General features: G+C 66.5%; 25 protein-coding genes. 14 read left to right on the top strand and 11 right to left on the bottom strand.

Translation table 11 applies throughout. The annotated features are described in order from the left end of the window. Positions 1 to 36: 36 nt before the first annotated feature. Complete coding sequence (locus RIdsm_RS19355) at positions 37 to 780, bottom strand: hypothetical protein (protein ID WP_057817996.1); 744 nt, start codon at positions 778 to 780, stop codon at positions 37 to 39. 121 nt (positions 781 to 901) lie between these two features. Continuing rightward, positions 902 to 2,437, bottom strand: a complete 1,536-nt coding sequence (locus tag RIdsm_RS19360; RefSeq protein ID WP_160325866.1) for a DUF2125 domain-containing protein — start codon at positions 2,435 to 2,437, stop codon at positions 902 to 904. 123 nt (positions 2,438 to 2,560) lie between these two features. Here RIdsm_RS19360 and RIdsm_RS19365 point away from each other — a divergent pair, with 123 nt between their 5' ends. The 3 genes from RIdsm_RS19365 to RIdsm_RS19375 all read left to right on the top strand — a co-directional run bounded on the left by RIdsm_RS19365 (position 2,561) and on the right by RIdsm_RS19375 (position 4,886). After that, positions 2,561 to 3,322, top strand: coding sequence for an SDR family oxidoreductase (locus RIdsm_RS19365; protein WP_057818000.1), 762 nt, complete (start codon positions 2,561 to 2,563; stop codon positions 3,320 to 3,322). Further along, entirely contained in the window at positions 3,319 to 3,930 is a 612-nt protein-coding gene (locus tag RIdsm_RS19370) for an enoyl-CoA hydratase/isomerase family protein (RefSeq protein ID WP_057818002.1), read from the top strand. Before RIdsm_RS19365 ends, RIdsm_RS19370 begins: the two co-directional genes overlap by 4 nt. 128 nt (positions 3,931 to 4,058) lie before the next feature. Continuing rightward, on the top strand, positions 4,059 to 4,886 hold the full coding sequence (locus tag RIdsm_RS19375) for an SDR family NAD(P)-dependent oxidoreductase (RefSeq protein ID WP_057818004.1): 828 nt from the start codon (positions 4,059 to 4,061) through the stop codon (positions 4,884 to 4,886). A gap of 60 nt (positions 4,887 to 4,946) precedes the next feature. On the opposite strand, the gene RIdsm_RS19380 is transcribed toward RIdsm_RS19375, so the two are convergent. The 3 genes from RIdsm_RS19380 to uraH form a co-directional block, all read right to left on the bottom strand. Beyond that, on the bottom strand, positions 4,947 to 5,252 hold the full coding sequence (locus RIdsm_RS19380) for an SH3 domain-containing protein (protein ID WP_057818006.1): 306 nt from the start codon (positions 5,250 to 5,252) through the stop codon (positions 4,947 to 4,949). Positions 5,253 to 5,352: 100 nt separating this feature from the next. Further along, positions 5,353 to 6,903, bottom strand: coding sequence for a sensor histidine kinase (locus tag RIdsm_RS19385; RefSeq protein WP_057818008.1), 1,551 nt, complete (start codon positions 6,901 to 6,903; stop codon positions 5,353 to 5,355). 527 nt (positions 6,904 to 7,430) lie between these two features. Next, entirely contained in the window at positions 7,431 to 7,784 is a 354-nt protein-coding gene (uraH, locus tag RIdsm_RS19390; protein ID WP_057818010.1) for a hydroxyisourate hydrolase, read from the bottom strand. Positions 7,785 to 7,929: 145 nt separating this feature from the next. On the opposite strand from uraH, the gene puuE reads away from it, so the two are divergent. Continuing rightward, on the top strand, positions 7,930 to 9,348 hold the full coding sequence (puuE, locus tag RIdsm_RS19395; RefSeq protein ID WP_057818012.1) for an allantoinase PuuE: 1,419 nt from the start codon (positions 7,930 to 7,932) through the stop codon (positions 9,346 to 9,348). Next, complete coding sequence (locus tag RIdsm_RS19400) at positions 9,345 to 9,830, top strand: ureidoglycolate lyase (RefSeq protein WP_057818015.1); 486 nt, start codon at positions 9,345 to 9,347, stop codon at positions 9,828 to 9,830. Before puuE ends, RIdsm_RS19400 begins: the two co-directional genes overlap by 4 nt. A 139-nt stretch (positions 9,831 to 9,969) precedes the next feature. Here RIdsm_RS19400 and RIdsm_RS19405 read toward each other — a convergent pair whose 3' ends face one another. The 5 genes from RIdsm_RS19405 to RIdsm_RS19425 all read right to left on the bottom strand — a co-directional run bounded on the left by RIdsm_RS19405 (position 9,970) and on the right by RIdsm_RS19425 (position 14,654). After that, positions 9,970 to 10,965 (bottom strand): type I glyceraldehyde-3-phosphate dehydrogenase, encoded by a 996-nt coding sequence (locus RIdsm_RS19405; protein ID WP_057818017.1) that lies wholly within the window; start codon positions 10,963 to 10,965, stop codon positions 9,970 to 9,972. Positions 10,966 to 11,473: 508 nt separating this feature from the next. Next, a complete protein-coding gene (locus tag RIdsm_RS19410) occupies positions 11,474 to 12,292 on the bottom strand; it encodes a bifunctional allantoicase/(S)-ureidoglycine aminohydrolase (protein ID WP_143100533.1) in 819 nt (272 codons plus the stop codon). Between the two features lie 118 nt (positions 12,293 to 12,410). Next, positions 12,411 to 13,730, bottom strand: a complete 1,320-nt coding sequence (locus RIdsm_RS19415; RefSeq protein WP_057818021.1) for an MATE family efflux transporter — start codon at positions 13,728 to 13,730, stop codon at positions 12,411 to 12,413. Then, positions 13,723 to 14,232, bottom strand: a complete 510-nt coding sequence (locus RIdsm_RS19420; protein WP_057818023.1) for a PaaI family thioesterase — start codon at positions 14,230 to 14,232, stop codon at positions 13,723 to 13,725. Before RIdsm_RS19420 ends, RIdsm_RS19415 begins: the two co-directional genes overlap by 8 nt. Further along, positions 14,232 to 14,654 (bottom strand): PaaI family thioesterase, encoded by a 423-nt coding sequence (locus RIdsm_RS19425; RefSeq protein ID WP_057818025.1) that lies wholly within the window; start codon positions 14,652 to 14,654, stop codon positions 14,232 to 14,234. The genes RIdsm_RS19420 and RIdsm_RS19425 overlap by 1 nt, the downstream gene beginning before the upstream one ends. Before the next feature lie 134 nt (positions 14,655 to 14,788). On the opposite strand from RIdsm_RS19425, the gene RIdsm_RS19430 reads away from it, so the two are divergent. Next, positions 14,789 to 15,160 carry a MerR family transcriptional regulator gene (locus tag RIdsm_RS19430; protein ID WP_057818027.1) on the top strand — a complete coding sequence of 124 codons (372 nt, stop codon included), beginning with the start codon at positions 14,789 to 14,791 and terminating at the stop codon, positions 15,158 to 15,160. A gap of 100 nt (positions 15,161 to 15,260) precedes the next feature. Here RIdsm_RS19430 and RIdsm_RS19435 read toward each other — a convergent pair whose 3' ends face one another. After that, positions 15,261 to 16,040, bottom strand: a complete 780-nt coding sequence (locus RIdsm_RS19435) for a methyltransferase domain-containing protein (RefSeq protein ID WP_057818029.1) — start codon at positions 16,038 to 16,040, stop codon at positions 15,261 to 15,263. Between the two features lie 305 nt (positions 16,041 to 16,345). On the opposite strand from RIdsm_RS19435, the gene RIdsm_RS19440 reads away from it, so the two are divergent. The 8 genes from RIdsm_RS19440 to RIdsm_RS19475 all read left to right on the top strand — a co-directional run bounded on the left by RIdsm_RS19440 (position 16,346) and on the right by RIdsm_RS19475 (position 23,088). Further along, the gene (locus tag RIdsm_RS19440) at positions 16,346 to 16,747 is read left to right on the top strand and encodes a MerR family transcriptional regulator (RefSeq protein WP_057818031.1); all 402 of its coding nucleotides are present in this window, start codon (positions 16,346 to 16,348) and stop codon (positions 16,745 to 16,747) included. A 42-nt stretch (positions 16,748 to 16,789) separates the two neighbouring features. Continuing rightward, a complete protein-coding gene (locus tag RIdsm_RS19445) occupies positions 16,790 to 18,568 on the top strand; it encodes an acyl-CoA dehydrogenase C-terminal domain-containing protein (RefSeq protein ID WP_057818034.1) in 1,779 nt (592 codons plus the stop codon). Between the two features lie 53 nt (positions 18,569 to 18,621). Then, the gene (locus tag RIdsm_RS19450) at positions 18,622 to 18,834 is read left to right on the top strand and encodes a hypothetical protein (RefSeq protein ID WP_057818036.1); all 213 of its coding nucleotides are present in this window, start codon (positions 18,622 to 18,624) and stop codon (positions 18,832 to 18,834) included. Beyond that, positions 18,831 to 19,382, top strand: coding sequence for a hypothetical protein (locus RIdsm_RS19455; RefSeq protein ID WP_057818038.1), 552 nt, complete (start codon positions 18,831 to 18,833; stop codon positions 19,380 to 19,382). The genes RIdsm_RS19450 and RIdsm_RS19455 overlap by 4 nt, the downstream gene beginning before the upstream one ends. Before the next feature lie 13 nt (positions 19,383 to 19,395). Next, the gene (locus RIdsm_RS19460) at positions 19,396 to 20,556 is read left to right on the top strand and encodes an acyl-CoA dehydrogenase family protein (protein ID WP_057818040.1); all 1,161 of its coding nucleotides are present in this window, start codon (positions 19,396 to 19,398) and stop codon (positions 20,554 to 20,556) included. Between the two features lie 147 nt (positions 20,557 to 20,703). Beyond that, entirely contained in the window at positions 20,704 to 21,342 is a 639-nt protein-coding gene (locus tag RIdsm_RS19465) for a glutathione S-transferase family protein (RefSeq protein ID WP_057818042.1), read from the top strand. 13 nt (positions 21,343 to 21,355) lie between these two features. Further along, on the top strand, positions 21,356 to 22,567 hold the full coding sequence (locus RIdsm_RS19470) for an acetyl-CoA C-acetyltransferase (protein ID WP_057818044.1): 1,212 nt from the start codon (positions 21,356 to 21,358) through the stop codon (positions 22,565 to 22,567). Positions 22,568 to 22,572: 5 nt separating this feature from the next. After that, positions 22,573 to 23,088, top strand: coding sequence for an NADAR family protein (locus RIdsm_RS19475; protein ID WP_057818045.1), 516 nt, complete (start codon positions 22,573 to 22,575; stop codon positions 23,086 to 23,088). The last annotated feature ends 4 nt before the right edge of the window (positions 23,089 to 23,092 follow it).

The raw sequence follows: 23,092 nt of genomic DNA on the forward strand, positions 1-23,092 counted from the left end.
GTCTGCACGCTGGAAACAAATTGGCGCGGTTCCTGACTAGTCGCAATGCCTGCCGGGTATCGAATCCTCAGCTCCCGGCTCGATCACCCGGCTCCCGTCATACCAGACCAGGTTGCCCACCCGGTCCGCCCACGCCCCCTCCGTCGGCACGAGAACGGCCATCCCCGCCACCGGGTCATCACCGAGATACCGCAACCCCCTAGCCTCGATCTCGGGCACCCGCGTCATCCCGGCCCCGCGGATCTGGTAGAACCGGTAGGATCGCCAGCCCGTCAGCCAGTGCTCGGCCGTCCACCCCCCGTAGAACTGAAGCCCCAGCGCCTCGCTCCTCCGGACATGCCTCACTGAATCACCCTTGCCGTCTTGCGAGCTATCATACAGACGCGGGCGAAGCGTTCCGCCCTCGCCGAACACCCATGTTCCGGAACTCTGATAGACCTCGATCCAGCCGACCTTGAAATACGCCCAGAGGTAGAGCCGCCGGGAAACCGGGTCATACGGGCCCACCGCGAAGGTGAAATCACCGGTCGGAGACAGGGCCCGCTCGCCGTCTTCCCGGCCCGGCGCCGGCACGAGTTCCAGAAACCCTTCCACGGGGATCCGAACCCGGGGCAAAAGGCCCGGAACCGCCACGGGGTCGCCGTGGTTATGAAGCCACGCCAAGGCGCTCGGGCGCTCGAAGCAATCTGCCCCCGTGTCCGAGGTCTCGGCCCGTAACGGAGATACCGGATTGAGGATCAGCGCGAGCAAGGCGAGGTAAAACGCAGAAAGTCTCATCATGTCACGACCCTTCCAAGGAGTGGCCCGCGTGCCGATCCCGCACCGTTTCCGCGACCGACCCAAAGGAAAAGGCTGCAACCGTCCGATCGCAGCCTTCCCCCAAAACGTCGCGACAGGCGCGTTACTTGATGCGCTGCCCGTTGGCCAGCACCTGGCCGTCGCCCGTCACCTCGATGGTCGAGGTCAGCGTGTCCTCGCCCTCGCCGCGCACGGCGAAGAGGCCCATCATCATCCGGGCGCCCTGGGCCTGCTCCTCGGGCACGAAACCCATCGCCACCAGCTTGTCGAGCAGCGCGTTGCCGCCCACCAGCATCAGGTTCAGCGACCCGGTCGGCGCCGGCATCCCGTCGAACGTCTCCATGTCGGTGTTGTCGAAGGTAAAGCTGCCGTCGCCGGTCAGCTCGGCGCCCGCGGCACTCACCGTCACGCTGTTGATGTCGAGCGAGTTGACCTCGCCCGGCACGGTCTCGCCATCCTCGACCTTCACCATGGCCTCTGCGTCGAGCAGGTCGACGAACAGCTTGCCGGTCCCGGTCAGGTCGAAGGCCACCGTCGCCGGATCACGCGGCAGCTGCCCGCCCGGGTCGAAGATCCCCCAGATCATGTCGGACATGGTGAAATCGGTCAGGTTCATGCCGAACGCGAAATCCTGTTCCGCGTCCCCCGACATGACCGGCATCGACAGGTTGAAGCCGGTCTTGGCCATCGCCAGCTCGATCGGGAAGGGAATTTCGCCGCCCGCCATAGAGATGGCGATATCGGTGCCCTCGCCGGCATAGGTCAGCCCCTCTTCGCCCATGGCGAATTGCAGGCTGCCGGTGGCCGAGCTGCTCGAGCCCTGGACGACCTCGCCCTCTTCCTGGAAGTTGAAATCGGTCTTGCCGTTGGTGAACGAGAACGTGCCGTCAAAGGCGAACCCGTTGGCCACCATCTGCGCCATCATGTTCGGGTCCATGTCCTGCGGCAGCGCGGCCTCGCCCTCGAAGGTCAGCCCCTCGGCCTGCCCGCGCATCACGAAACGGCCCTCGCCGCCCTCGGGCTCGCTGATATCCACCACGTAGCTGACGGCGCCGCTGGTGATCTTCTGCACCGATTCGCGCAGATCGCCCACCGACATCTGGGTCGAGCCCTCGACATCGGACATCTCGAACGAGGCCTGCCCCAGCTCGCTCATCGGAAGCTCTTCGCCCTCGACGACAAGGCTCTCCAGCGTCAGCGCCACGCGCGAGGCCGTGTAGTCGTAGCTCATGTTGTCCGGGTCGCCCGAGACGTCGATCGACAGGCCCTCGGTCGCGTAGTTCAGGCCGATCTCGACATCCTCGTCATCCTCGGCCTCCACCATGATATCCAGCGGCAGGTTCGGCGGAACGGTGATCGAGACGGTGCCGTCGCCATTGTCGACAAAGCCCATGTCGCCCATCGACATGGTGATCGACATGTCCTCTTCGGGAACGTCGAAGGTCATGGTCACGCCGGTCACGTTCAGGGTGTCGCCCGAACGGGTCTCGGTCGCCTCCAGCGTATAGCCGGCATCGGTCATGTAATCGCGCCAGTCCGCCCAGACCTGCTCCGCCGTGACATCGGCAAAGGCCGCGTTGGCGCCCGTGAAAATGCAAAGCGCGGCCGCTGAAACGGCAGTTCTCCTCCAGGATGTCATCATCAACCCTTCCGTTTTTAAAATTCGAGTATAGCTTCTGCCCAAGCACCGGCCGGGTCAAGGGATAGTTGGCCGCCGGGTCGGCCATGAGATTAGCGGTAATGAATGCAGGGAGGTACGAAAATGAGTGTGACAGAGGCGGTCGTCGGCAAGACGGTGCTCATCACCGGGGCCAGCCGGGGCATCGGCGCGGCGGCGGCGCGGATATTCGCGGACGCCGGCGCCAACGTGGCGCTGGCCGCGCGCAACGGCGACGCCATCGCCGAGATCGCCGGCGAGATCGGCAACCAGGCCGTCGCCATCCCCTGCGACGTCTCCCGCTACTGGGAGGTCGAGGCGGCCGTGTCGGCCTGCCAGAAGGCCTTCGGCGGGCTCGACATCCTGATCGGCAACGCCGGCGTCATCGAACCCATCAGCCATCTCGACGCCATCGACCCCGAGGAATGGGGCAAGGTCATCGACATCAACCTCAAGGGCGTCTTCAACGGCATGCGCGCCGCCATCCCGGTGATGAAGGAGGCGGGCTCCGGCACCATCATCACCGTCTCCTCCGGCGCGGCCCATGCGCCGCTGGAAGGCTGGAGCCACTACTGCACCTCCAAGGCGGGCGCGGCCATGCTGACAAGCTGCGCCGATCTCGAGAACCGCGACGCGGGCCTGCGCATCATGGGGCTCTCGCCCGGCACCGTCGCCACCCAGATGCAGCGCGAGATCAAGTCGAGCGGCATCAACCCGGTCTCCGAGCTCGACTGGGAAGATCACATTCCCCCCGAATGGCCGGCGAAAACCCTGCTCTGGATGTGCACCCCCGACGCCGACCCCTATATCGGCCAGGAGGTCAGCCTCCGCCAGGACGACATCCGCCGCAAGGCAGGCCTCGCATGATCCGGCTCGACAAGACAGACGGGCTCTGGACCGTCACCATCGACCGTCCCGACAAGGCCAATTCCCTCACCGAGGAGATGCTGACCGAGCTCGCCGACATCGCCGAAAGCGCCACCGACGCCCGCGCGCTCATCCTGACCGGCGAAGGCAAGGTCTTCTCCGCCGGCGCCGATCTCGAGGCGGCGAAGGCGGGGCTGGCCACCAGCTCCGCCTGGGAACGGCTCTCCTCGGCCATCACCGGCATGCGCGGCATCACCATCGCGGCGCTCAACGGCACGGTGGCGGGCGGCGCGATGGGCATGGTGCTCGCCTGCGACCTGCGCGTCGCGGTGCCCAAGGCCAAGGCCTTCTACCCGGTGATGAAGCTGGGCTTATTGCCCCAGCCCTCCGACCCGGGCCGCCTGATCCGGCTGGTGGGGCCGTCGCGCGCCAAGATGATCCTGATGGCCGGCCAGAAGATCGACGCCGAAACCGCCCTCGCCTGGGGCCTCTTCGACCGCATCGCCGAGCCGGACGCGCTCATGTCCACCGTCCACGAGCTCGCCGCCGACACCGTCGGCGCCGACCCGGTGCATGCCGCCACGATCAAGGGAATGTGCCGGGTGTGAGGGCTCGCCCCCTCCCGGCCGGCGTAGGGTGGGTGCCAACCCACCGCCCCCTGCCGCCGCTTCGCCCCCTCGAGCTGCCCCCGACCATGCCCTCCTGCCCCCCGCCTCCCCCGGAAAGGACCCAGCCCATGCGCCCGCTTGACTGCAAGACCGCCATCGTCACCGGCGCCTCGGCCCCGCACGGCATCGGCCGGGAAACCGCCCTCCGGCTGGCGCAGGACGGCGCCCGCCTCGTCGTCGCCGATCTCGACGATACCGTCACCCTGAACGGCCAGACCCACCGCCGCACCGACCTTCTGGGCGACCTCGTCTCCGAGATCGCCGCCACCGGCGGGGAGGCCATCGCCGTCACGCTCGACGTCACCTCCGAGGAGAGCGTCGCCGCCTGCATCGCGAAAACCCTCGACGCCTTCGGCCGCATCGACATCCTCGTCAACAACGCCGCCACCCTTGCGGGCTCCGACAACTTCCTCTCCACCACCCCGGCCCAATGGGACATAAGCTTCCGCGTCAATCTCCTCGGCCCGATGATGATGGCGCAGGCGGTCATCCCCGAAATGCGAAAGGCCGGCGGCGGCCGGATCATCAACATGGGCTCCACCGGCAGCCTCGGGGCCGAGCCCGGCTTCGGCGCCTACACGGCGATGAAACACGGGCTCACCGGCCTGTCGAAAACCATCGCCGCCGAGTTCGGCGTCGACGGCATCCTGTGCAACACCGTCTGCCCCGGCTATATCGCGACCGACATGCACATGGCGGCCAACACCCGCCTCGCGGCCGAGAACGACATCCCCCTCGAAGACATGAAAGCCCGCCGCTACGCCGCCGTCGCCCTGCGCGACGCGGGCCGGCCGGCCGACGTGGCCAACGCCGTGGCCTACCTCGCCGGCCCGCAGGCCGCCTACGTCACCGGCATCAACCTGCCCGTGACCGGCGGCGTCCCGGCCGGCATCTGAGACATGAGGCCCGAAGCGCCCCGCTCCCTTGGAACGCGCGTCAGCGCACCGCCGATCGCCTCACATCTTCCGCAGATACGTTTCCGACACGTAGCCCCGCGTGCCCGGATCCCGGTCCAGCGCGGCCTCGCACCACACCGTGCCGCCCAGCCGCTGGCATTCGCCGGTGCGCATCAGCGTCCCGTTCGGCAGGCCCACGATGATCTCGTAGCCCAGCCCGGGCCCGGCCCGAAGCTTGAGCATGTCGCCCTCTTCCACGCCCGACACCTCGGCGCGCCCCGTCAGCCCGATGGCCGGCGCCCGCGGCGAGGCATAGCACCCCGCCAGCAGCCCCATCACCAATACGCTCGCAATCATCCTGCCCATTTTGCCCTCCTTCTGTTTTCTCCTTATTGGCGCAAACGCCCCGCCGAAGAAAGGCCTCAGATCCTGCGCCCCCGCGACAGGATGTAACGGGCTCGCGGTCTCAGCCCTCCTCGAAGAGCGGAAACCGCAGCACGCATTCGAACGCCCCCTCCGTCACGCGCCGCGTGATCGTGCCGTCAAGCTGGTCCTCGACCGCCAGCGTCAGAAGCTGCGTCCCGAACCCCGAGGTCGCGGGCGCCGCCGCCTCGGCCACGCTGGCGCTGCGCTCCCGCCAGACAAGGGTCAGCACCCCGCCCGGCCCGGTATCCCAGCCGACATCGAGCGCACCGCCCTCCCCGGCCAGCGCCCCGTATTTCACCGCGTTCGTCGTCAGCTCGTGCAGCGCCATCGCCACCGGCTGCACCATCGCCGAGGCCAGCACCACCTTCGGGCCCCGCAGCGTCACCCGCCGGTCCTCGCCGCCCTCGGCCATGAACGGCGCCAGCTCGCTTTCCAGCACGTTCTGCAGGTTCGCCCCGCTCCACTTGGCGTCCGACAGGATCCCCAGCGTCTTGCCCAGCGCGCTCAGCCTGTCCAGCAGCGATTCCTTGTAGCTCGCCACATCCGTCGCCCGGGTCAGCCGCACCAGCGCCTGCGAGATCCCCAGCAGGTTCCGCGCCCGGTGGTCGATCTCGTGCATCATCGCCTTTTCCCGCGCCAGCATCCGCTCGCGCTCGATGGTCTGCGTGGCCAGCCCGAAGACCTGCGTCGCGGTCGCCACCTCCTCGTCGGTCCAGGCATGCGGCTCGGCCTTGTGCACGAACAGCACCGCGCTGAGGCTGGCCGACTTGAACGACGGCAACGCCAGGCCCGACGCCGCGCCCAGCCGGGCGGCGATCTCCCGCGCCTTGCGGTTCTCCAGCGCCTCCGTCCGGTCGACCCGCACGGCCCGCCCGGCTTCCAGCACCTCGCGCATCGTGCCCAGCGCAGACCAGCGCACCGCCTGCCCCGCCGGGCCCCAGCCCTCGGCGGCCCATTCCACCGACACCGGAAACTGCTCGGCCGAGGTGTCGCGCTCGCGAATGCCCACCCGGACCGCGCCAAGGTACTCGCCCAGCATCCGGCAGACCGCCGTCATGATCTCCTCCGACCCGGCCAGCTCGCGCACCGCCTCGCCCGCCTCCAGCAGGAAGGCGGTCTGCCGCTGCCGCAGCACCTTGTCGGTGGTCTCCTGGCCCGAGTTGAAGATGCCGGTGATCGAACCGTCCTCGCCCCGGATCGGCGTGAAACTATACGACCAGTAGGTCTCCTCCTCGATCCCGTAGCGCCGCATCGGCAGCATCTGGTCATCGACGAAGAGGCCCGCACCCCGCTCGATCACCTCCGCGAATTGCGGCTCGATCACATGCCAGATATCCGACCACACCTCCGCCGCCGGCTCCCCCAGGCAGGCCGGGTGCCGCGGCCCCGGAATGGTCGACCAGGCGTCGTTGTACAGCAGCCGAAGCTCCGGCCCCCAGTAGATCGCCGTTGGAAAGGCCGAGTTCAGACAGATCCCCAGCGCCGAGCGCAGCGATTGCGGCCACGTCTCCGGCGGCCCGAACGGGTGCGTTGCCCAATCGAACTCACGTATTCGCCGCGCCATCTCTCCCTCGCCGGAAAGAAAGCTCATCGGCGTCGTGTCAGACCTCTGCCGCTTCAGCACCTGACCATGATTCCCCTGACCGCTACACCATGGTGATATACCTAGGAAGATCGGCCGCAAAGACAAAGCCTTATCCGTCGCGGGTGGCCTTGGGGCGACGATCCCGCCACCGCGCGGCAGGCCCCCGTGGGGTGGCGGCCAACCCACCATCCTCACCGGGAAAACCGTCACAGGACCGGCCCCCGTCCGCCGTCCCCCGTCACGCGGGCCGCCCGCCTCGCCACCGTGTTGCGCGCGTCACCGACCCATCCCACCCGGCCGAAGCCCGCACGCACCACCGGCACCGTCCCGTCCGCTCACGGATTTCCGGCATCACCACGCCCGAAGACCGCCCCGTTGCGCCACGCCCCACATCTCGTGGCGCCACGCAGCGTACGCCACATTAACCCGCCCCGGCACCGCCGCGCGCACCGACAAAATACCGACGTTATACCGACGCGATACCGACAAGGGGTTTTCCCGCATTTTCAGGCCGTTAACCCCGATTCGCGGGCTCAGCTGCCCCGATAGGTGGAATACCCGTAAGGCGACACCAGCAGCGGCACGTGGTAATGCACCGCCTCCGCCATCCCGAACCGGATCGGCACCTCGTCCAGGAACCGCGGGCTCTCGGGCGGCGAAAACCGCGCATCGATATAGTCCCCGGCATGGAAAACCAGCTCATACGTGCCGGTCTCGAACTCCGCTTCCGGCAAGATCGGCTGGTCCGTCCGCCCGTCGGCATTGGTCTGTAACGCCCTGACAAGGCTGCGGGTTTCGCCCTCGATCCGGTACAGCTCCACCGTCATCCCGGCCGCCGGGCGGCCCTTCGCGGTGTCAAGCACATGGGTTGTCAGATATCCGGCCATGAATCTCGCCTCCTGTCGCCACCCTGCCGCGCCCCGGCGCCCGGGTCACGCAGGAAATGACTGTAAGTCCTTCAGGATTTATCGGAAAGTACCCCCGGCGCCCCTCCCCTAGAGTGCCCACGAACCGACCCGACCGGAGACAGCCATGCCCCCCCGCTACATCCGCGACATGCGCGGCCACGGCCCCACCCCGCCCCATCCCCACTGGCCCGACGACGCCAGGATCGCCGTGCAATTCGTGCTGAACTACGAGGAAGGCGGGGAAAATTGCCTTCTCCACGGCGACGCCGCCTCCGAGGCGTTCCTGTCGGAAATCCCCGGCGCCCAGCCCTGGCCCGGCCAGCGCCACTGGAACATGGAATCGGTCTACGAATACGGCGCCCGCGCCGGTTTCTGGCGCCTCCACCGGCTCTTCACCTCGCGTGACATGCCCCTCACCGTCTACGGCGTCGCCACGGCGCTCGCGCGCTCCCCCGAACAGGTGAAGGCCATGCAAGAGGCCAACTGGGAAATCGCCAGCCACGGCCTCAAATGGATCGACTACAAGGACCACACGCCAGACGCCGAGCGCGCCGACATGCTCGAAGCCATCCGCCTGCACACGGAAGTCACCGGCGAAAGACCCCAAGGCTGGTACACCGGCCGCTGCTCGGTCAACACCGTCCCCCTCGCCGCCGAGACGGGCGAATTCGACTACATCTCCGACACTTACGCCGACGACCTCCCCTACTGGGTCACCCTCGCCGGCCGCGATCAGCTCATCATCCCCTACACGCTCGACTGCAACGACATGCGCTTCGCCACGCCGCAGGGCTTCAACTCCGGCGACCAGTTCTTCGCCTATCTCCGCGACAGCTTCGACGCGCTCTACGCGGAAGGAGAAGCCGGCGCGCCCAAGATGCTCTCCATCGGCCTCCACTGCCGGCTGATCGGCCGCCCGGGCCGCGTCATGGCCCTGCAACGCTTCCTCGACCACGTCGAAGCCCATGAGGACGTCTGGGTCGCCCGCCGCATCGACATCGCCCGCCACTGGGCCGCAACCCACCCGCCCGAGCGCTTCGACCGCCCCTCCGAGATGGACCGCGCCACCTTCACCGCCCGCTTCGGCGGCATCTACGAACACTCCCCCTGGGTCGCCGACCAGGCCTTCGAACTCGAACTCGGCCCCGCCCATGACAGCGCCGCGGGCCTCGCCTCGGCCATGGCCCGCGCCTTCCGCAATGCGCCCCACGACGCTCGCCTGCAGGTGCTCAAGGCCCACCCCGACCTCGCCGGCAAACTCGCCGCCGCCGGCCGCCTGACCTCCGAGTCCACCGCCGAACAGGCCTCCGCCGGGCTCGACCTGCTCACCGACGAGGAACGCGAAACCTTCACCCGCCTCAACGACGCCTATGTCGCCAAGCACGGCCACCCCTTCATCATCGCCGTCCGCGACCACGACAAACAAGGCATCCTCGCCGCCTTCGAAACCCGCCTCGCCAATGACAGCGCCACCGAATTCGCCACCGCCTGCGCCCAGGTCGAGCGCATCGCCGAGCTGCGCCTGCAGGACCTCCTGCCATGACCACCATCACCGCCAAACCCCTGACGCCGCAGGCCTTCGCCCCCTTCGGCACTGTCATCGCCCGCCGCCCCGAGCCGGACGTGATGATCAACCAGGGGCTCTGCGGCCGCCATCACGCGCTCGCGCTCGCCGACATCTCCGACGGGGCCACCGGCATCAGCCTCTTCGACGCCGAACCGCGCAGCCTGCCCTACCGCCTCGACATGGTCGAACGCCACCCGCTGGGCTCGCAGGCCTTCATCCCGATGTCCGAAACCGGCTTCCTCGTCATCGTCGCCCCTGACGACGAGGGCCGCCCCGGCGCCCCGCTCGCCTTCCTCACCCGGCCCGGCGAAGGCATCCAGATCGCCCGCAACACCTGGCACGGCGTCCTCACGCCCCTGGCGCCCCCCGGCCTCTTCGCCGTGATCGACCGCATCGGCGACGGCCCCAACCTCGAGGAACACTGGTTCGACAGGCCCTACACGGTCACTGCCAAATAGGGGCGCTGCCCCTCGGCCTTCGGCCTCACCCCGGGATATTTCAGGCCAGAAGAAACAAGGGGCCCGTGCTTCTTCTTGGTGACAAATATCCCGGGGGGAGCGTTGAAATCTCCTGATTTCAACGTGGGGGGCTGGCCCCCTACCGCCGTGCGATCAAGCGCGCCATGTCCAGCATGCGGCAGGAAAACCCCCACTCGTTGTCGTACCAGCCAAAGACCCGCAGCAACCCGCCCTGCGAGACCGACGTCTCCGGCCCCACCAGCACGATCGATTCCGGCCGCCCGCGCAGGTCGGCACTGACCAGCGGCTTCTCCGTCCAGCCGAAGACGGGCGAGCCCTCCGCCGCCTCTTTCAACACCGCGTTCACCGCCGCTTCCGTCACCGCCTCGCGCACCTGCACCGTCAGGTCGATGCACGACACGCTCGCCGTCGGCACCCGGATCGCCCTTGCCTCGATCCGCCCCGCCATATGCGGCAGGACAAGCCCGGTCTGATGCTGCGCGCTGGTGGTCGTCGGCACCATCGACAGCGCCGCCGCCCGGCTGCGCTCGGGCGCGCTGCGGGGCTTGTCGACCGTGGGCTGGCTGCCGGTATAGCAATGCACCGTGGTCATCTGGCCGCTTTCCACCCCGAAGGCGGCATCGAGCACCCGCACCAGCGGCGCCAGCGCATTCGTGGTGCAGGAGGCGTTCGAGATGATCCGCTCGTCACCCAGCTCGCCCTCGTTCGCCCCCAGAACCACCGTGATATCCGCCTCCGCCGAGGGTCCCGAGACCAGCACCGCCTTCGCCCCGGCGGCCAGCCCGCGCTCGGCCACCGCCCGCTTGCCGCCCATGCCGGTGCATTCCAGCACCAGATCGACGCCCGAAAGATCCAGCGCGCTCAGATCCGGCGCCGCGTGAAAGGGAATCGCCTTCCCATCGACAATCAACTCATTCTCGCCAGTCGATACCTCCCCATGCCAGGGCCCGAACACGCTGTCATATTCGAAAAGATACGCGCAGGTCTCAAGCGGCTCGATCTCGTTGATCAGCACCAGCTCGACATCCGGCGCCTCCCGCAGCAGGATGCGCAACAGCGTCCGGCCGATCCGGCCGAACCCGTTCAGGGCGATGCGGATGGGGATCTCGGTCATGGGCTCTCTCCGACAAAGCGACTCGTCGCGCCGGACTGTCCGCCCGCGCCGCCGGATTTGCCAGCCCCTGACACGAAACTTGATCAAACCCGCGCAACGTCACGCGGCTTTACGAATTCTTGGCAAAGGCGGGGGAACCTTGGCCCGCGTCGCCGTAGTTTCGTGGCACGCGCCGCAACCGGTCCCCATGTCGCGTTAACCCTGAGACACCACCAGGCTTTACTAAATCTTAAGAAACCGACAGAATACTGTGACTGTTCTAAAGTGGATTTCAGTGTTCTCACCGAAATCGGCCCCGCGAAGCGGCTACTTCGCGGGGCCTTCTTCAAACAAGACCTTAAGATCCTGCCCAAAGCTGCATGATGGCCACGATCAACGTCGCGATCGCCACTGCCAGCATGACTGTTCTGAAGTGTCTTTCGTTCAGCGTCCTCACCTCCTTCCGCCGTGAAGTGTCACGGCGAAAGGCAGCATCGGGCGATCCGATAAAGTTTGAGTTAACTCCGCTTCACAGCGCCATATGCCGGTTCACATCCTTGTAGAGCAGGTAGCGAAACTTCCCCGGCCCGCCCGCATAGCAGGCCTGCGGACAAAACGCGCGCAGCCACATGTAATCACCCGCCTCCACCTCGACCCAGTCGGTGTTGAGCTTGTAGGCCGCCTTCCCCTCCAGAACGTAGAGCCCATGCTCCATCACATGCGTCTCCATGAACGGGATCACCGCGCCCGGCTCCAGCGTCACGATCGTCACGTGCATGTCGTGCCGCATGTCCTCGGGGTCGACGAACCGCGTCGTGGCCCAGCGCCCCTCGGTATCGGGCATCGGATCGGGCGCCAGCCCGCTCTCATTGGCAAACACCGGCTCGGGCCAGCCCAGCCCCTCGACCGGCTCATAGGCCTTGCGGATCCAGTGGAACACCGCCACCGCCTCGCCCTCATTGCGAAGCCGCCAGTCGCTCGCCGCCGGCATGTAGGCATAGCCCCCCTCGCCCAGCCGGTGCTCTTCCCCGGCAACCGTCACCATCACCTCGCCCGAGGTCACGAACAGCACCCCCTCGGCCTCCTCGTTGCTCTCGGGCCGCTCCGACCCGCCACCGGGCGCGACCTCCATGATGTAATGCGAAAACGTCTCGGCGAACCCCGACAGCGGCCTTGCCAGAACCCACAGCCGTGTCCCCTCCCAATGCGGCAAACGAGAGGTCACGATATCCCGCATCGTGCCTCTCGGCAGCACGGCATAGGCTTCGGTAAAGACGGCGCGGTCGGTCAGCAGGCCTGTTTGCGGCGGCAGCCCGCCCTCGGGAGAGTAATACGTACGGTCGGTCATCAGGCTTTCCATCAGGCTCGGGATTACCCCCCAAGCAAAGCCCCGCACCGCGCCCATGGCAACGCATAAACCGCCCCCGCCCGGCTGAAGGACAATCAGGTTTTGCCTGAAGATCGTCTCAGCCCCGCGTCGCCGCCTCGACCACCGGGTAACGCAGCCCCAGCGTCACCCCCCGAGCCACGAAACTGACCAGCAGCGCCAGCCACAGCCCGTGATTGCCTATCGCCGGCACCAGAAGCGCCGCCGTCACGGCATAGGCCCCCAGGCTGATCACCATCATGTTGCGCATCTCGTCGGCCCGCGTCGCGCCGATGAAGATCCCGTCCAGCATCCACGCCGCCACCCCCAGAAGGGGTGCCAGAACCATGTAGCCAAGATAGACCCTTGCCGCCTCCTGCACCTCGGGCGCCTTGGCCAGCAAATCGATGATCATGCCGCCCCCGGCCCAGAATACCACCGCCAGCCCGGCCGCGATGATCACGCCCCAAAGGCTCGTCAGCGCCGCCCCGCGGCGCAAAAGCCCGGCATCGCGGCGCCCCACGGCCTGCCCCACCAGCGCCTCGGCGGCAAAGGCGAACCCATCCAGCGCATTGGCTGTGATGTGCAGGAACTGCAACAGAACCTGGTTCGCGGCCAGCGTCACGTCGCCGAAATCGCTGCCGAGAAACAGGAACGACACGAACACCGCCTCAAGCATCAGCGACCGCAGCAGGATATCGCGGTTCACGCTCGCCATCCGGCGAAGCCGCACCGGGTCGAACACCCGCGGCCAGTCGCGCCAGGCCGGCACGCGAAACGCCCCGCGGCACAGCCAGAGGCCAAGCGCCAGCCCCGACCACTCGGCGATGAACGTGGCCCAGGCCACCCCCGTGACGCCCCAGTCGAGCCCCAGCACGAACCACAGGTCGAGCACGATGTTGAGCCCGTTCATCGCCACCTGTACCGCCAGCACCGAGCCCGTCCGCTCCAGCGCGATCATCCAGCCGGTCACCCCGAAGAGCGCGATCATCGCGGGCCCGCTCCAGACCCGGATGGCCATGTAGTCCCGCGCCAGCGTCTCGACCTCGGCACTTGCGGGCGACAGCAGGAACGCCAGGTCGAAGAGCGGTCGCTGCAAAAGGATCAGGATCATCCCCGCCGACAGCCCGATGATCAGCGCGCGCGTCAGAAGTGCGGCCACCTCCCCCGTCTGCCCCGCGCCATGGGCCTGGCTCGCAAGGCCCGTGGTGCCCATCCTGAGGAACCCGAAAATCCAGTAGATCGCCGTCAGGATGATCGCCCCGATCCCCACGGCGCCGATCGGTGCGGCCAACCCCATTTGCCCAACCACGCCGGTATCGACCAGGCCCAGAACGGGCACGGTGGCATTGGAAATCAGGATCGGAAGGGCGATCCGCAACACGCGGCCATGCGTGATCGCCCGTGCCGCCTCAGCCATCCCCGCGCGGCATCAGGAAATGCCCGGTCGCCTGGGCAAAGGGCCGGGCGCGGTTGTCCTGCCACGCCTCGACATGCACGCTGGCATAGCGGCGGCCCGACCGGTTCACCTTGGCGCGCGCATAGGCGTCGCGCGGCAGGCCCGATCGCAGGTAATCCACGGTAAAGCTGATCGTCTTGGGCAGGTCGGGCAAATCGCCCCCCACCAGCTTCTCGGGGTCGATCCGCCCGCTTTCGATCTCGTCCCACAGCATCGACCAGCTCAGCCCGATGATCGACGCCATCTCCATGAAGGCCGCCGTCGCGCCGCCATGGATCGCCGGAAGCGACGGATTCCCGATCAGCGTCTCCTTGAACGGCATGATCGCGGTCAGCTCGTCGCCCCGCCGGTCGAACTCGATGCCGAGGAACCGGATATACGGCACCCCGTCCACCAGCGCATGCAGCGCGGCGTCGCGGCGCTGCTTGATCACCTGAACCGGTTCGGGCTTCTCGCGCGCCATCAGGTCTTCCCCGTCGTGAAGGTGCCGGTCGCGGTGGCGACGGGCCGGTCGGCATCGTCGTCCATCGCCTTCGCCCGCACGAAGGCCACCGTGCGGGTCACGTGGAAACACTCGGCCTCGGCGCGGATGCGCTGGCCGGGCGTCGCGGGGCGCATGTAGTCGATGCGCAGGTCGATCGTCGCGGTCGAGCCGCCGCAATCGGGATGGCTCAGCGCCGCCGCCCCGCAGCAGGTATCCATCAGCGCCGACACCGCGCCGCCGTGAATCACCCCCGTCCTCGGGTCGCCCACGAAGCGCGCGTCATAGGCCATCTCGATCTCGGCATGGCCGCCCTCGATCCGGGTCAGCTTCATGCCCAGCGCATCCGAATGCGGGATGGCCTGGATGAACTGCTCGGCGATTTTCGACTTGTCGACGCCCATGCGTCTCCCTTTCCTGCCCCGTGGTCCGCCCCCGGGCGCGCCCTTTATGAGCCCGAACCGCCCCGACCTGCAAGACCGGCAGTTGCCCTGCGGCGCGCATGGTTCTAATTTCCCGGATAAGGGGAGCCTGTGCGATGCCGGAAAGCCAACTGACATTCAAGGAAATGTGCGCGAAGTTCGACGTGACGCCGCGCACCCTGCGCTATTACGAATACATCGAACTGCTCAGTCCCGAACGCGATGGGCGCTCCCGCTATTACGGGCCCCGCGAAGTGGCCCGGCTGACCCTCATCCTGCGCGGCCGCCGCTGGGGCTTCGCGCTCGAGGAAATCCGCCAGTGGCTCGAGATCTACGAGGAAGAAGGCACCGAGGCCCAGATGCGCAACTGGGTCGAGATGGCCGACCAGAAGCTCGAGGAACTCGAACGCCAGCGCGCCCAGCTCGAAAAGGCCATGAAGGAACTCCGCGACACCCGCGACGAGGTGGCGCGCAACTTCACCTCCTGACGGCCTCCGTCCCGGCCCTTCTCACCGACGGAGCCCCCGGATCACGACCGGAGCGCGTCGTGCGTAGGGTGGGTGCCAACCCACCGCCACCGCCCCGGCATCACTCCGGCTTCCGGCCTCGAATGTGGTGCGGGCAATGCTCGCCCTTCTGAAGAACACGCAGCATCTTGGTCCAGGTCTCCACCTGGTGACCGATGAATTCCTTGCCGTGCCGCTCTTCCAGCCCCGGCCGCTCGTCCCCGGTGAGCCACGCCAGCTCCTCGGCCGCCACTTCCGCATACCACGGGTTGCGGTTCACCAGCTCGACATCCTCGAACCCGGCCTCGCGCATCGCCTTCTCATAGGTCGCGGGCGAGGCCATGGCGAAATCCAGGTCCTCCGACTTGATATACTCCACCATTTCCGGCGAGGGATCGTCGTCATGCCCGATCAGCCAGTCCGACGCCGCGAACATGCCGCCGGGCTTCAAAATCCGGAACGCGTCCTTCGCCATCGCGGCCTTGTCGGGGATGTGGATGATCGAATCCTTCGAAAAGACCACGTCGAAGCTTTCGTCGGGAAACGGGAACGGCCCCGGCTCGACCTTCTCGATGGTCACCCGGCTCGACACGCCGCCCAGCTCGGCCCGGCGCCGCGCGGCGGCACAGACCGGCTCTTCCACGTCGATGCCGGTGACGTGCTCGGCGCCCAGGTCATGCGCCATCAGCACCACGCACGCCCCCGAGCCACAGCCGATATCCAGCGCCCGCTTGCCCGACACGTCGACCCCGTGCAGCACGCGCCGCACCTCGTCCGGCCCGCCGGGCGAAAGGAACCCCTCGCCCCACAATTCCTCGAGGAAAGAAATGGTCTGATTGTCGTAAAGGTCGTCGTCGGTCATGGGCGGCCTCGGCTCTCTGAAACGGGTGCGAAGATGAACATAAGACTTATGCACCCCGGCCCCGTGCACAAGCCCGAATACGCTCTGCCAGAAAGCGTACAGAACGGCAAAATCCTGCCAAATCAGCAAGTTTTCGCCGCCGCGCCTCCTAACGAAATTTCGCCAAACCCCTGTTTCCCTTGCTTGATCTTACGTCAGTTTAAAGTGACGCAACGTAGTAGTTACGTCAACATGGATCCCTGTTGTAACCGTGGCCCGGGATGCGCAGGTATTGCCAAGTTGACGTAATGATAACGAGCGAACCGATGACCGACGAAACGATGAGCATTCGCGAAATGTGCGACGCCTTCGACGTGACGCCGCGCACCCTGCGATTCTACGAATCCAAAGAGCTTCTTTTCCCCCGCCGCGTGGGGCAGAAGCGCCTGTTCACCAAGCGCGACCGTGCGCGCCTCAAGCTGATCCTGCGCGGCAAGCGCTTCGGCTTCAGCCTCGAGGAAATCCGCCAGCTGCTCGACCTCTACGACAAGGGCGACCAGCAGCTGACACAGCTGACCGAAACCTACGGCCTTGCCGAGAAGCGCCTCTCCGACCTCGTCCAGCAACGCGACGAGCTCAACGAGGCGATCGAGGAGCTGCGCGACCAGATCAACTGGGGCGAGAAGATGATCGCCTCGATCCGGCAGCAGAAGAAGGCCGCCGAGTAGACAACCGGGCCGGCGCCCGAGGGACCTAAGGGAGAGAGACACATGCCGACCTACACGCCCCCCACCAAGGATATGCAGTTCATCCTGCATGACATGCTGAAAGTGTCCCAGTCCGGCACGCCCGGCTATGCCGAGCTCGATGCCGAGTTCACCGGCGCCGTGCTGGAAGAGGCGGGCAAGCTCGCCCGCGATCTCCTGACGCCCCTGAACGTCGTCGGCGACACCGAGGGCTGCAGGCTCGAAAACGGCGTCGTCCGCACCCCCACGGGCTTCAAGGCCGCCTTCGACGAGGTGCGCGCCGGCGGCTGGACGGCCCTCGACCTCCCCGAGGAATACGGCGGGCAGAACATGCCCTACATCCTCGGCACCGCGGTGGGCGAGATGTTCTCGGCGGCCAACCAGGCCTTCACCATGTACCAGGGCCTCACCCACGGCGCCGCCTCGGCGATCCTCGCCCACGGCTCCGACCAGCAGAAAGAGACCTACCTGCCCAAGATGGCCTCCTGCGACTGGACGGGCACCATGAACCTGACCGAGCCGCATTGCGGCACCGATCTCGGGCTCATGCGCACCAAGGCCGAACCGCAGGACGATGGCAGCTACAAGATCACCGGGCAGAAGATCTTCATCTCGTCCGGCGAACACGACATGGCCGACAACATCATCCATCTCGTGCTGGCCAAGATCCCCGGCGGCCCCGAGGGCATCAAGGGCGTCTCGCTCTTCATCGTGCCCAAGTTCATGGTCAAGGAAGATGGCAGCCTCGGCGAGCGCAACGGCGTTTCCTGCGGCAAGATCGAAGAGAAGATGGGCATCCACGGCAACTCGACCTGCGTCATGAACTACGACGGGGCGACGGGCTTTCTGCTGGGTGAAGAGCACAAGGGCATGCGCGCCATGTTCACCATGATGAACGAGGCCCGCCTCGGCGTCGGCATGCAGGGTCTCGCCCAGGCCGAAGCCGCCTACCAGAACGCGCTGGAATACGCCAAGGACCGGCTTCAGGGCCGCGCCGTGACCGGCACCGAGAACCCCGACGGCCCGGCCGATCCGCTGATCGTGCACCCCGATATCCGCCGCGCCCTGCTCGACCAGAAAAGCTTCGTCGAGGGCGCCCGCGCCTTCCTGCTCTGGGGCGCCGAGATGATCGACCGCTCGCACCGCGCCGATGACGCCGATGCCGAAGGGCTGATCTCGCTCCTGACCCCGGTCATCAAGGGCTTCATGACCGATGAAGGCTTCGACATGACCATCCTCGCCCAGCAGGTCTATGGCGGCCACGGCTATATCGAGGAATGGGGCATGTCCCAGTTCGCCCGCGACGCCCGGATCGCCATGATCTACGAAGGCGCCAACGGCGTGCAGGCGCTCGACCTCGTCGGCCGCAAGCTCGCCGCCGACAGCGGCAAGCACGTCATGGCCTTCTTCGAGATGGTGAAAACCTTCATCAAGGAGAACGAGGACAACGAGGCGCTCAAGAAAGATTTCCTCGACCCGCTCAAGGAATCCTCCAAGCACCTCCAATCCGCGGGTATGTTCTTCATGCAGAACGGCATGAAAAACCCCAACGCGGCACTGGCGGGCTCGTATGACTTCATGCATCTTTTCGGCCATGTCTGCATCGGCCTGATGTGGGCGAAGATGGCCAAGGTCGCACACGAGGCGCTGGAAAACGGCACCTCCGACGAGGCCTTCTACAAGGCCAAGCTCAAGACGGGGCGCTATTACATGTCCCGCCGCCTGCCGGCGACCGCGATGCACCTCAAGCGCATCGAAAGCGGCGCCGACCCGGTGATGGAGCTGGAGGCCGAACTGTTCTGATCCGGGGGGTGGGTTGACACCCACCCTACGGGACCATCTCGAGGGGAGGAAAGATGCCGAAACGATTCCGTCTGACGCGCCGTTTCAACGCCGCGATGACCGAGGACGCCTACAGGCGTCTGAAGAAATTCGCATCCGAAGCGGGGCTCGACGAAGGCGAGGCGCTTTCCTTCCTCTTCGAGAATTTCGACAGCGTGATCGACGAAGACACGTTCGGCCACCGGCTGCGGCTCTTCAACTCCGACCTCGAGGCGCGCAAGCGATGATCCTCCGCCCCGCCCTGCGGCTGCTCGCCGCCTGTCTTCTGCTGCTGGCCGCGCCCGCCCTGGCCCGCGACCTGACGCCGGCCGAACAGGCCGGCCTGCAGGCGCGCATCGACAGCTTCGAGGCGGCCTTCGAGCAGGGCGATATCGACGCGGTGTTCACCGTGATCCCGCCCGGGATCCTCGCAACCACGGCCGAGACCTACGAGATCACCGAGGCGCAGGTTCTGTCGGCCATGAAAGAGGCGCTGACCGAGGCGATGAAATCCGCCGCGATCGAGGAGTACCGGATCGACCTGGCCTCGGCCACGGTCGGGGAAACCGCCGCGGGCCGCGTCTACGTGCTGATCCCGACCACCGCATATATCCGCCTCGACGGGCAGGACGAGACCCGGCGCTCCGACACCGTGACGCTGGCCTTCCAGGACGACGACGCCTGGTACCTCGTCCGCATCGACGACGTGCAACAGGTCGGCATCCTCGAAACCACCTATCCGGATTTCGAGGGCGTGGACTTTTCCGAAGGCGGCACAACCCAAGGGACCGAGTGATCCGATGAAAGACATGCACCAGACCCGATCCGCATGGATGACCGACGAGCACCAGATGCTCTCCGAGATGACGGCGAAATTCATCACCGATGAATGGCAGCCCCATTTCGACCGCTGGCGCAAGGCCGGCATCATGGATCGCGACACCTGGAACCAGGCGGGCGAGCTGGGCCTGCTGTGCCCCTCCATCCCCGAGGAATACGGCGGGGCGGGCGGCGATTTCGGCCACGAGGCGGTGATCTGCATCGAACAGTCCCGCGCCAACCTCGCCAGCTGGGGCAACCCGATCCATTCCGGCATCGTCGCCCATTACATCCTCGCCTACGGCTCGGAGGAGCAGAAGAAACGCTGGCTCCCGAAGATGGTCTCGGGCGAGATGGTGGGCGCTCTGGCGATGACCGAACCCGCCGCGGGCTCCGACCTTCAGGGCATGAAGACCAAGGCGCTGCGCGACGGCAACGTCTACCGGCTCTCCGGCCAGAAGACCTTCATCACCAACGGCCAGCACGCCGACCTGATCCTCGTCGCCGCCAAGACCGACCCGTCGCAGGGCGCCAAGGGCATCTCGCTGGTCGCCGTCGAAACCGAGGGCGCCGAGGGCTTCTCCCGCGGCCGCAACCTCGAGAAATCCGGCCTCCACTCCGCCGACACCTCCGAGCTCTTCTTCGACGATGTGGCCGTCCCGCCCGAGAACATCCTCGGCGGCGAAGAGGGCCGCGGCTTTATCCAGATGATGCAGCAACTCCCCCAGGAACGCCTCATCATCGCCTGCGGCGCCCAGGGCGCCCTCGAAGGCGGCGTCGAACGCACCATCGCCTATGCCAACGAACGCCAGGCCTTCGGCGGCCCGATCATGCAGTTCCAGAACACCCGCTTCAAACTGGCCGAATGCCTGACCAAGACCAAGGTCGCCCGCGCCTTCCTCGACGAATGCATCTCCGAACACCTGAAGGGCGAGCTTTCCGTCGAAAAGGCCGCCATGGCGAAATACTGGATCTCCGACACCCAGTTCGAGGTGCTCGACGAATGCGTCCAGCTTCACGGCGGCTATGGTTACATGGCCGAATACGACATCGCCGAAATGTGGGCCGACGCCCGCGTGCAACGCATCTACGGCGGCACCAACGAAATCATGAAGGAGCTGATTTCCCGCTCATTCACCGCCAAACCCTGACCCGCCGCGCCCGGCCGCACGGGCAGGAGCCTCCGGCGGGGATATTTTCGCCAAGAAGAAATCGAAGTGCCACGCCCCGGCTTCTTCTTGGCCAAAATATCCAACTCCGACACCCACCACACGCGCAACGCACGGGAGGACCGCGCCATGACCATGAAACTCTACTGCTTCGGCGAAAGCGGCAACGCCTACAAGGCGGCGCTCGCCCTCGAACTCTCCGGCCTCGACTGGGAGCCGGTCAAGGTCGACTTCTTCGGCGGCGAGACCCGCTCCGACATCTACCGCAGCGAGATCAACGAGATGGGCGAGGCGCCCGTGCTGGTCGATGGTGACTTCCGCACCTCGCAGTCTGGCGTGATCCAGCAATACGTCACCGACAAGACCGGCAAGTTCGGCGGCCGCGACGAGGCCGAGCGCTACGAGGTGCTGCGCTGGGTCTTCTGGGACAATCACAAGATGTCGAGCCAGGCCGGCATGACCCGGTTCCTGATGAACTTCCTGCCCGAGGACAAGCGCCCGGCCGACGTGATCGGCTTCATGCAGGGCCGCCTCAAGGCCGCCTATGCCGTCCTGAACGCCCATTTGCAGGGCCGCGACTGGATCGTCGGCGACGGCATCACCAATGCCGACATGTCCTGCTGCGCCTACCTCTTCTACCCCGAGCCCTTCGGCTTCGACCGCAAGGACTGGCCCGAAATCGACCGGTGGCTCTCGAACATCGAGAACACGCCGGGTTGGAAACACCCCTACGACCTGATGCCCGGCAGCCCTGCCGACCGGGCCTGAGAAAGGAGACCTCATGGCTGACGCATATATCTACGACGCGGTGCGCACCCCCCGCGGCAAGGGCCGCAAGGACGGCGCCCTGCACGAGGTGACCGCCGTGCGCCTCAGCGCCCAGGTGCTGAACGCGCTGAAAGACCGCAACGGGCTCGACGGGCATGCCGTCGAAGACGTGATCTGGGGCAATGTCACCCAGGTGATGGAACAGGGCGGCTGCCTTGCCCGCACCGCCGTGCTCGCCTCCGAGCTCGACGAGGCGATCCCGGGCCTCGCCATCAACCGCTTCTGCGCCTCCGGGCTGGAGGCCGTGAACCTGGCCGCCAACCAGATCAAGGGCGGCGGCGGCGACGGCTACATCGCCGGCGGCGTCGAGATGATGGGCCGCGTGGCCATGGGCTCCGATGGGGCCGCCGTGGCCGTCGACCCGACCGTCGCGATGGAGAACTACTTCGTCCCGCAAGGCATCTCGGCCGACATCATCGCCACCGAATACGGCTTCTCCCGCGATGACGCCGACGCCTTCGCCGTGGAATCCCAGAACCGCGCCGCCAAGGCGTGGGAGGACAAGCGCTTCGCCAAGTCCATCGTCGAGGTGAAGGACCAGAACGGCCTGACCATTCTCGACCGCGACGAATACATGCGCCCCGGCACCGACATGCAGTCGCTCGGCGCGCTGAAGGCGTCCTTCAAGGACATGGGCGAGAACATGCCCGGCTTCGACGCGGTGGCGAAACTGAAATACCCCCACCTCGAGAAGATCGAGCACATTCACCACGCCGGCAACTCGTCGGGTATCGTCGACGGCTCGGCCGGCCTGCTCATCGGCTCCAAGGCGTTCGGCGAGAAATACGGGCTCAAACCCCGCGCCCGCATCCGCCAGTCCACCAAGATCGGCACCGATCCGACCATCATGCTGACCGGCCCCGTGCCCGCCACCCAAAAGGCGCTGAAAGACAGCGGCATGGAGCTTTCCGACATCGACCTCTTCGAGGTGAACGAGGCATTCTCCTCGGTCGTGCTCCGCTTCATGCAGGCCTTCGACGTCGACCATGCGAAGGTCAACGTCAACGGCGGCGCCATCGCCATGGGCCACCCGCTGGGCGCCACCGGCGCGATGATCCTCGGCACGCTGCTCGACGAGCTGGAACGCTCCGACAAGGAAACCGGCCTCGCCACGCTCTGCGTCGCCTCCGGCATGGGCGCCGCCACCATCATCGAGCGGGTATAGGCGATTTGACCACCCCGCAGGGATATCACTTCTTCTGGTCAGGGCCGTTCAGCCAATGGCAGCCCTGCCGGATTTCCCTGTGGGAGGTCGAATTCAACTGCGCTGAACAGGCGATGATGTACGGCAAGGCCCTGATGTTCAATGACCGGGACACCGCGAGCCAGATTCTCGCCGCACAGGACCCGGGCAAGCAAAAGGCGCTCGGCCGCACGGTAAAGGGCTTTGACGAGGCGACATGGGCCAATGGCCGCTATGCCCTCGTCCGGGAGATCAACCTCGCCAAGTTCGACCAGAACAAGGGCCTCCGGCGCAAGCTCTTCCAGACCGCGCCGAAGCCCCTGGCCGAAGCCAGCCCGATGGACGTGATCTGGGGCATCGGCCTCGACGCCGACACCGCCGCGCAAACCCCCGTGGCCGACTGGCCCGGCCAGAACCTCTTGGGCCGGATCCTGACCGAGATCCGCGACGAACTTTCAACCCGGCACCCGGCCGAAGCAGCGGCCTGCATGGCTGGTGAATAGGAGA

It is taken from the genome of Roseovarius indicus (genome assembly GCF_008728195.1).
Classification (GTDB): domain Bacteria; phylum Pseudomonadota; class Alphaproteobacteria; order Rhodobacterales; family Rhodobacteraceae; genus Roseovarius; species Roseovarius indicus.

Excerpts from the sequence above, each read along its gene's own strand:
- RIdsm_RS19360 (WP_160325866.1), bottom strand. The coding sequence starts at position 2,437 with ATGACATCCTGGAGGAGAACTGCCGTTTCAGCGGCCGCGCTTTGCATT.
- RIdsm_RS19405 (WP_057818017.1), bottom strand. The coding sequence starts at position 10,965 with ATGACCGAGATCCCCATCCGCATCGCCCTGAACGGGTTCGGCCGGATC.
- RIdsm_RS19470 (WP_057818044.1), top strand. The coding sequence starts at position 21,356 with ATGGCTGACGCATATATCTACGACGCGGTGCGCACCCCCCGCGGCAAG.
- RIdsm_RS19450 (WP_057818036.1), top strand. The coding sequence starts at position 18,622 with ATGCCGAAACGATTCCGTCTGACGCGCCGTTTCAACGCCGCGATGACC.
- RIdsm_RS19435 (WP_057818029.1), bottom strand. The coding sequence starts at position 16,040 with ATGACCGACGACGACCTTTACGACAATCAGACCATTTCTTTCCTCGAG.
- RIdsm_RS19355 (WP_057817996.1), bottom strand. The coding sequence starts at position 780 with ATGATGAGACTTTCTGCGTTTTACCTCGCCTTGCTCGCGCTGATCCTC.
- puuE (WP_057818012.1), top strand. The coding sequence starts at position 7,930 with ATGCCCCCCCGCTACATCCGCGACATGCGCGGCCACGGCCCCACCCCG.
- RIdsm_RS19410 (WP_143100533.1), bottom strand. The coding sequence starts at position 12,292 with ATGACCGACCGTACGTATTACTCTCCCGAGGGCGGGCTGCCGCCGCAA.
- RIdsm_RS19430 (WP_057818027.1), top strand. The coding sequence starts at position 14,789 with ATGCCGGAAAGCCAACTGACATTCAAGGAAATGTGCGCGAAGTTCGAC.
- RIdsm_RS19455 (WP_057818038.1), top strand. The coding sequence starts at position 18,831 with ATGATCCTCCGCCCCGCCCTGCGGCTGCTCGCCGCCTGTCTTCTGCTG.
- RIdsm_RS19365 (WP_057818000.1), top strand. The coding sequence starts at position 2,561 with ATGAGTGTGACAGAGGCGGTCGTCGGCAAGACGGTGCTCATCACCGGG.
- RIdsm_RS19370 (WP_057818002.1), top strand. The coding sequence starts at position 3,319 with ATGATCCGGCTCGACAAGACAGACGGGCTCTGGACCGTCACCATCGAC.
- RIdsm_RS19415 (WP_057818021.1), bottom strand. The coding sequence starts at position 13,730 with ATGGCTGAGGCGGCACGGGCGATCACGCATGGCCGCGTGTTGCGGATC.
- RIdsm_RS19375 (WP_057818004.1), top strand. The coding sequence starts at position 4,059 with ATGCGCCCGCTTGACTGCAAGACCGCCATCGTCACCGGCGCCTCGGCC.
- RIdsm_RS19440 (WP_057818031.1), top strand. The coding sequence starts at position 16,346 with ATGACCGACGAAACGATGAGCATTCGCGAAATGTGCGACGCCTTCGAC.
- RIdsm_RS19400 (WP_057818015.1), top strand. The coding sequence starts at position 9,345 with ATGACCACCATCACCGCCAAACCCCTGACGCCGCAGGCCTTCGCCCCC.
- uraH (WP_057818010.1), bottom strand. The coding sequence starts at position 7,784 with ATGGCCGGATATCTGACAACCCATGTGCTTGACACCGCGAAGGGCCGC.
- RIdsm_RS19465 (WP_057818042.1), top strand. The coding sequence starts at position 20,704 with ATGACCATGAAACTCTACTGCTTCGGCGAAAGCGGCAACGCCTACAAG.
- RIdsm_RS19380 (WP_057818006.1), bottom strand. The coding sequence starts at position 5,252 with ATGGGCAGGATGATTGCGAGCGTATTGGTGATGGGGCTGCTGGCGGGG.
- RIdsm_RS19460 (WP_057818040.1), top strand. The coding sequence starts at position 19,396 with ATGCACCAGACCCGATCCGCATGGATGACCGACGAGCACCAGATGCTC.
- RIdsm_RS19385 (WP_057818008.1), bottom strand. The coding sequence starts at position 6,903 with ATGAGCTTTCTTTCCGGCGAGGGAGAGATGGCGCGGCGAATACGTGAG.
- RIdsm_RS19425 (WP_057818025.1), bottom strand. The coding sequence starts at position 14,654 with ATGGGCGTCGACAAGTCGAAAATCGCCGAGCAGTTCATCCAGGCCATC.
- RIdsm_RS19420 (WP_057818023.1), bottom strand. The coding sequence starts at position 14,232 with ATGGCGCGCGAGAAGCCCGAACCGGTTCAGGTGATCAAGCAGCGCCGC.
- RIdsm_RS19445 (WP_057818034.1), top strand. The coding sequence starts at position 16,790 with ATGCCGACCTACACGCCCCCCACCAAGGATATGCAGTTCATCCTGCAT.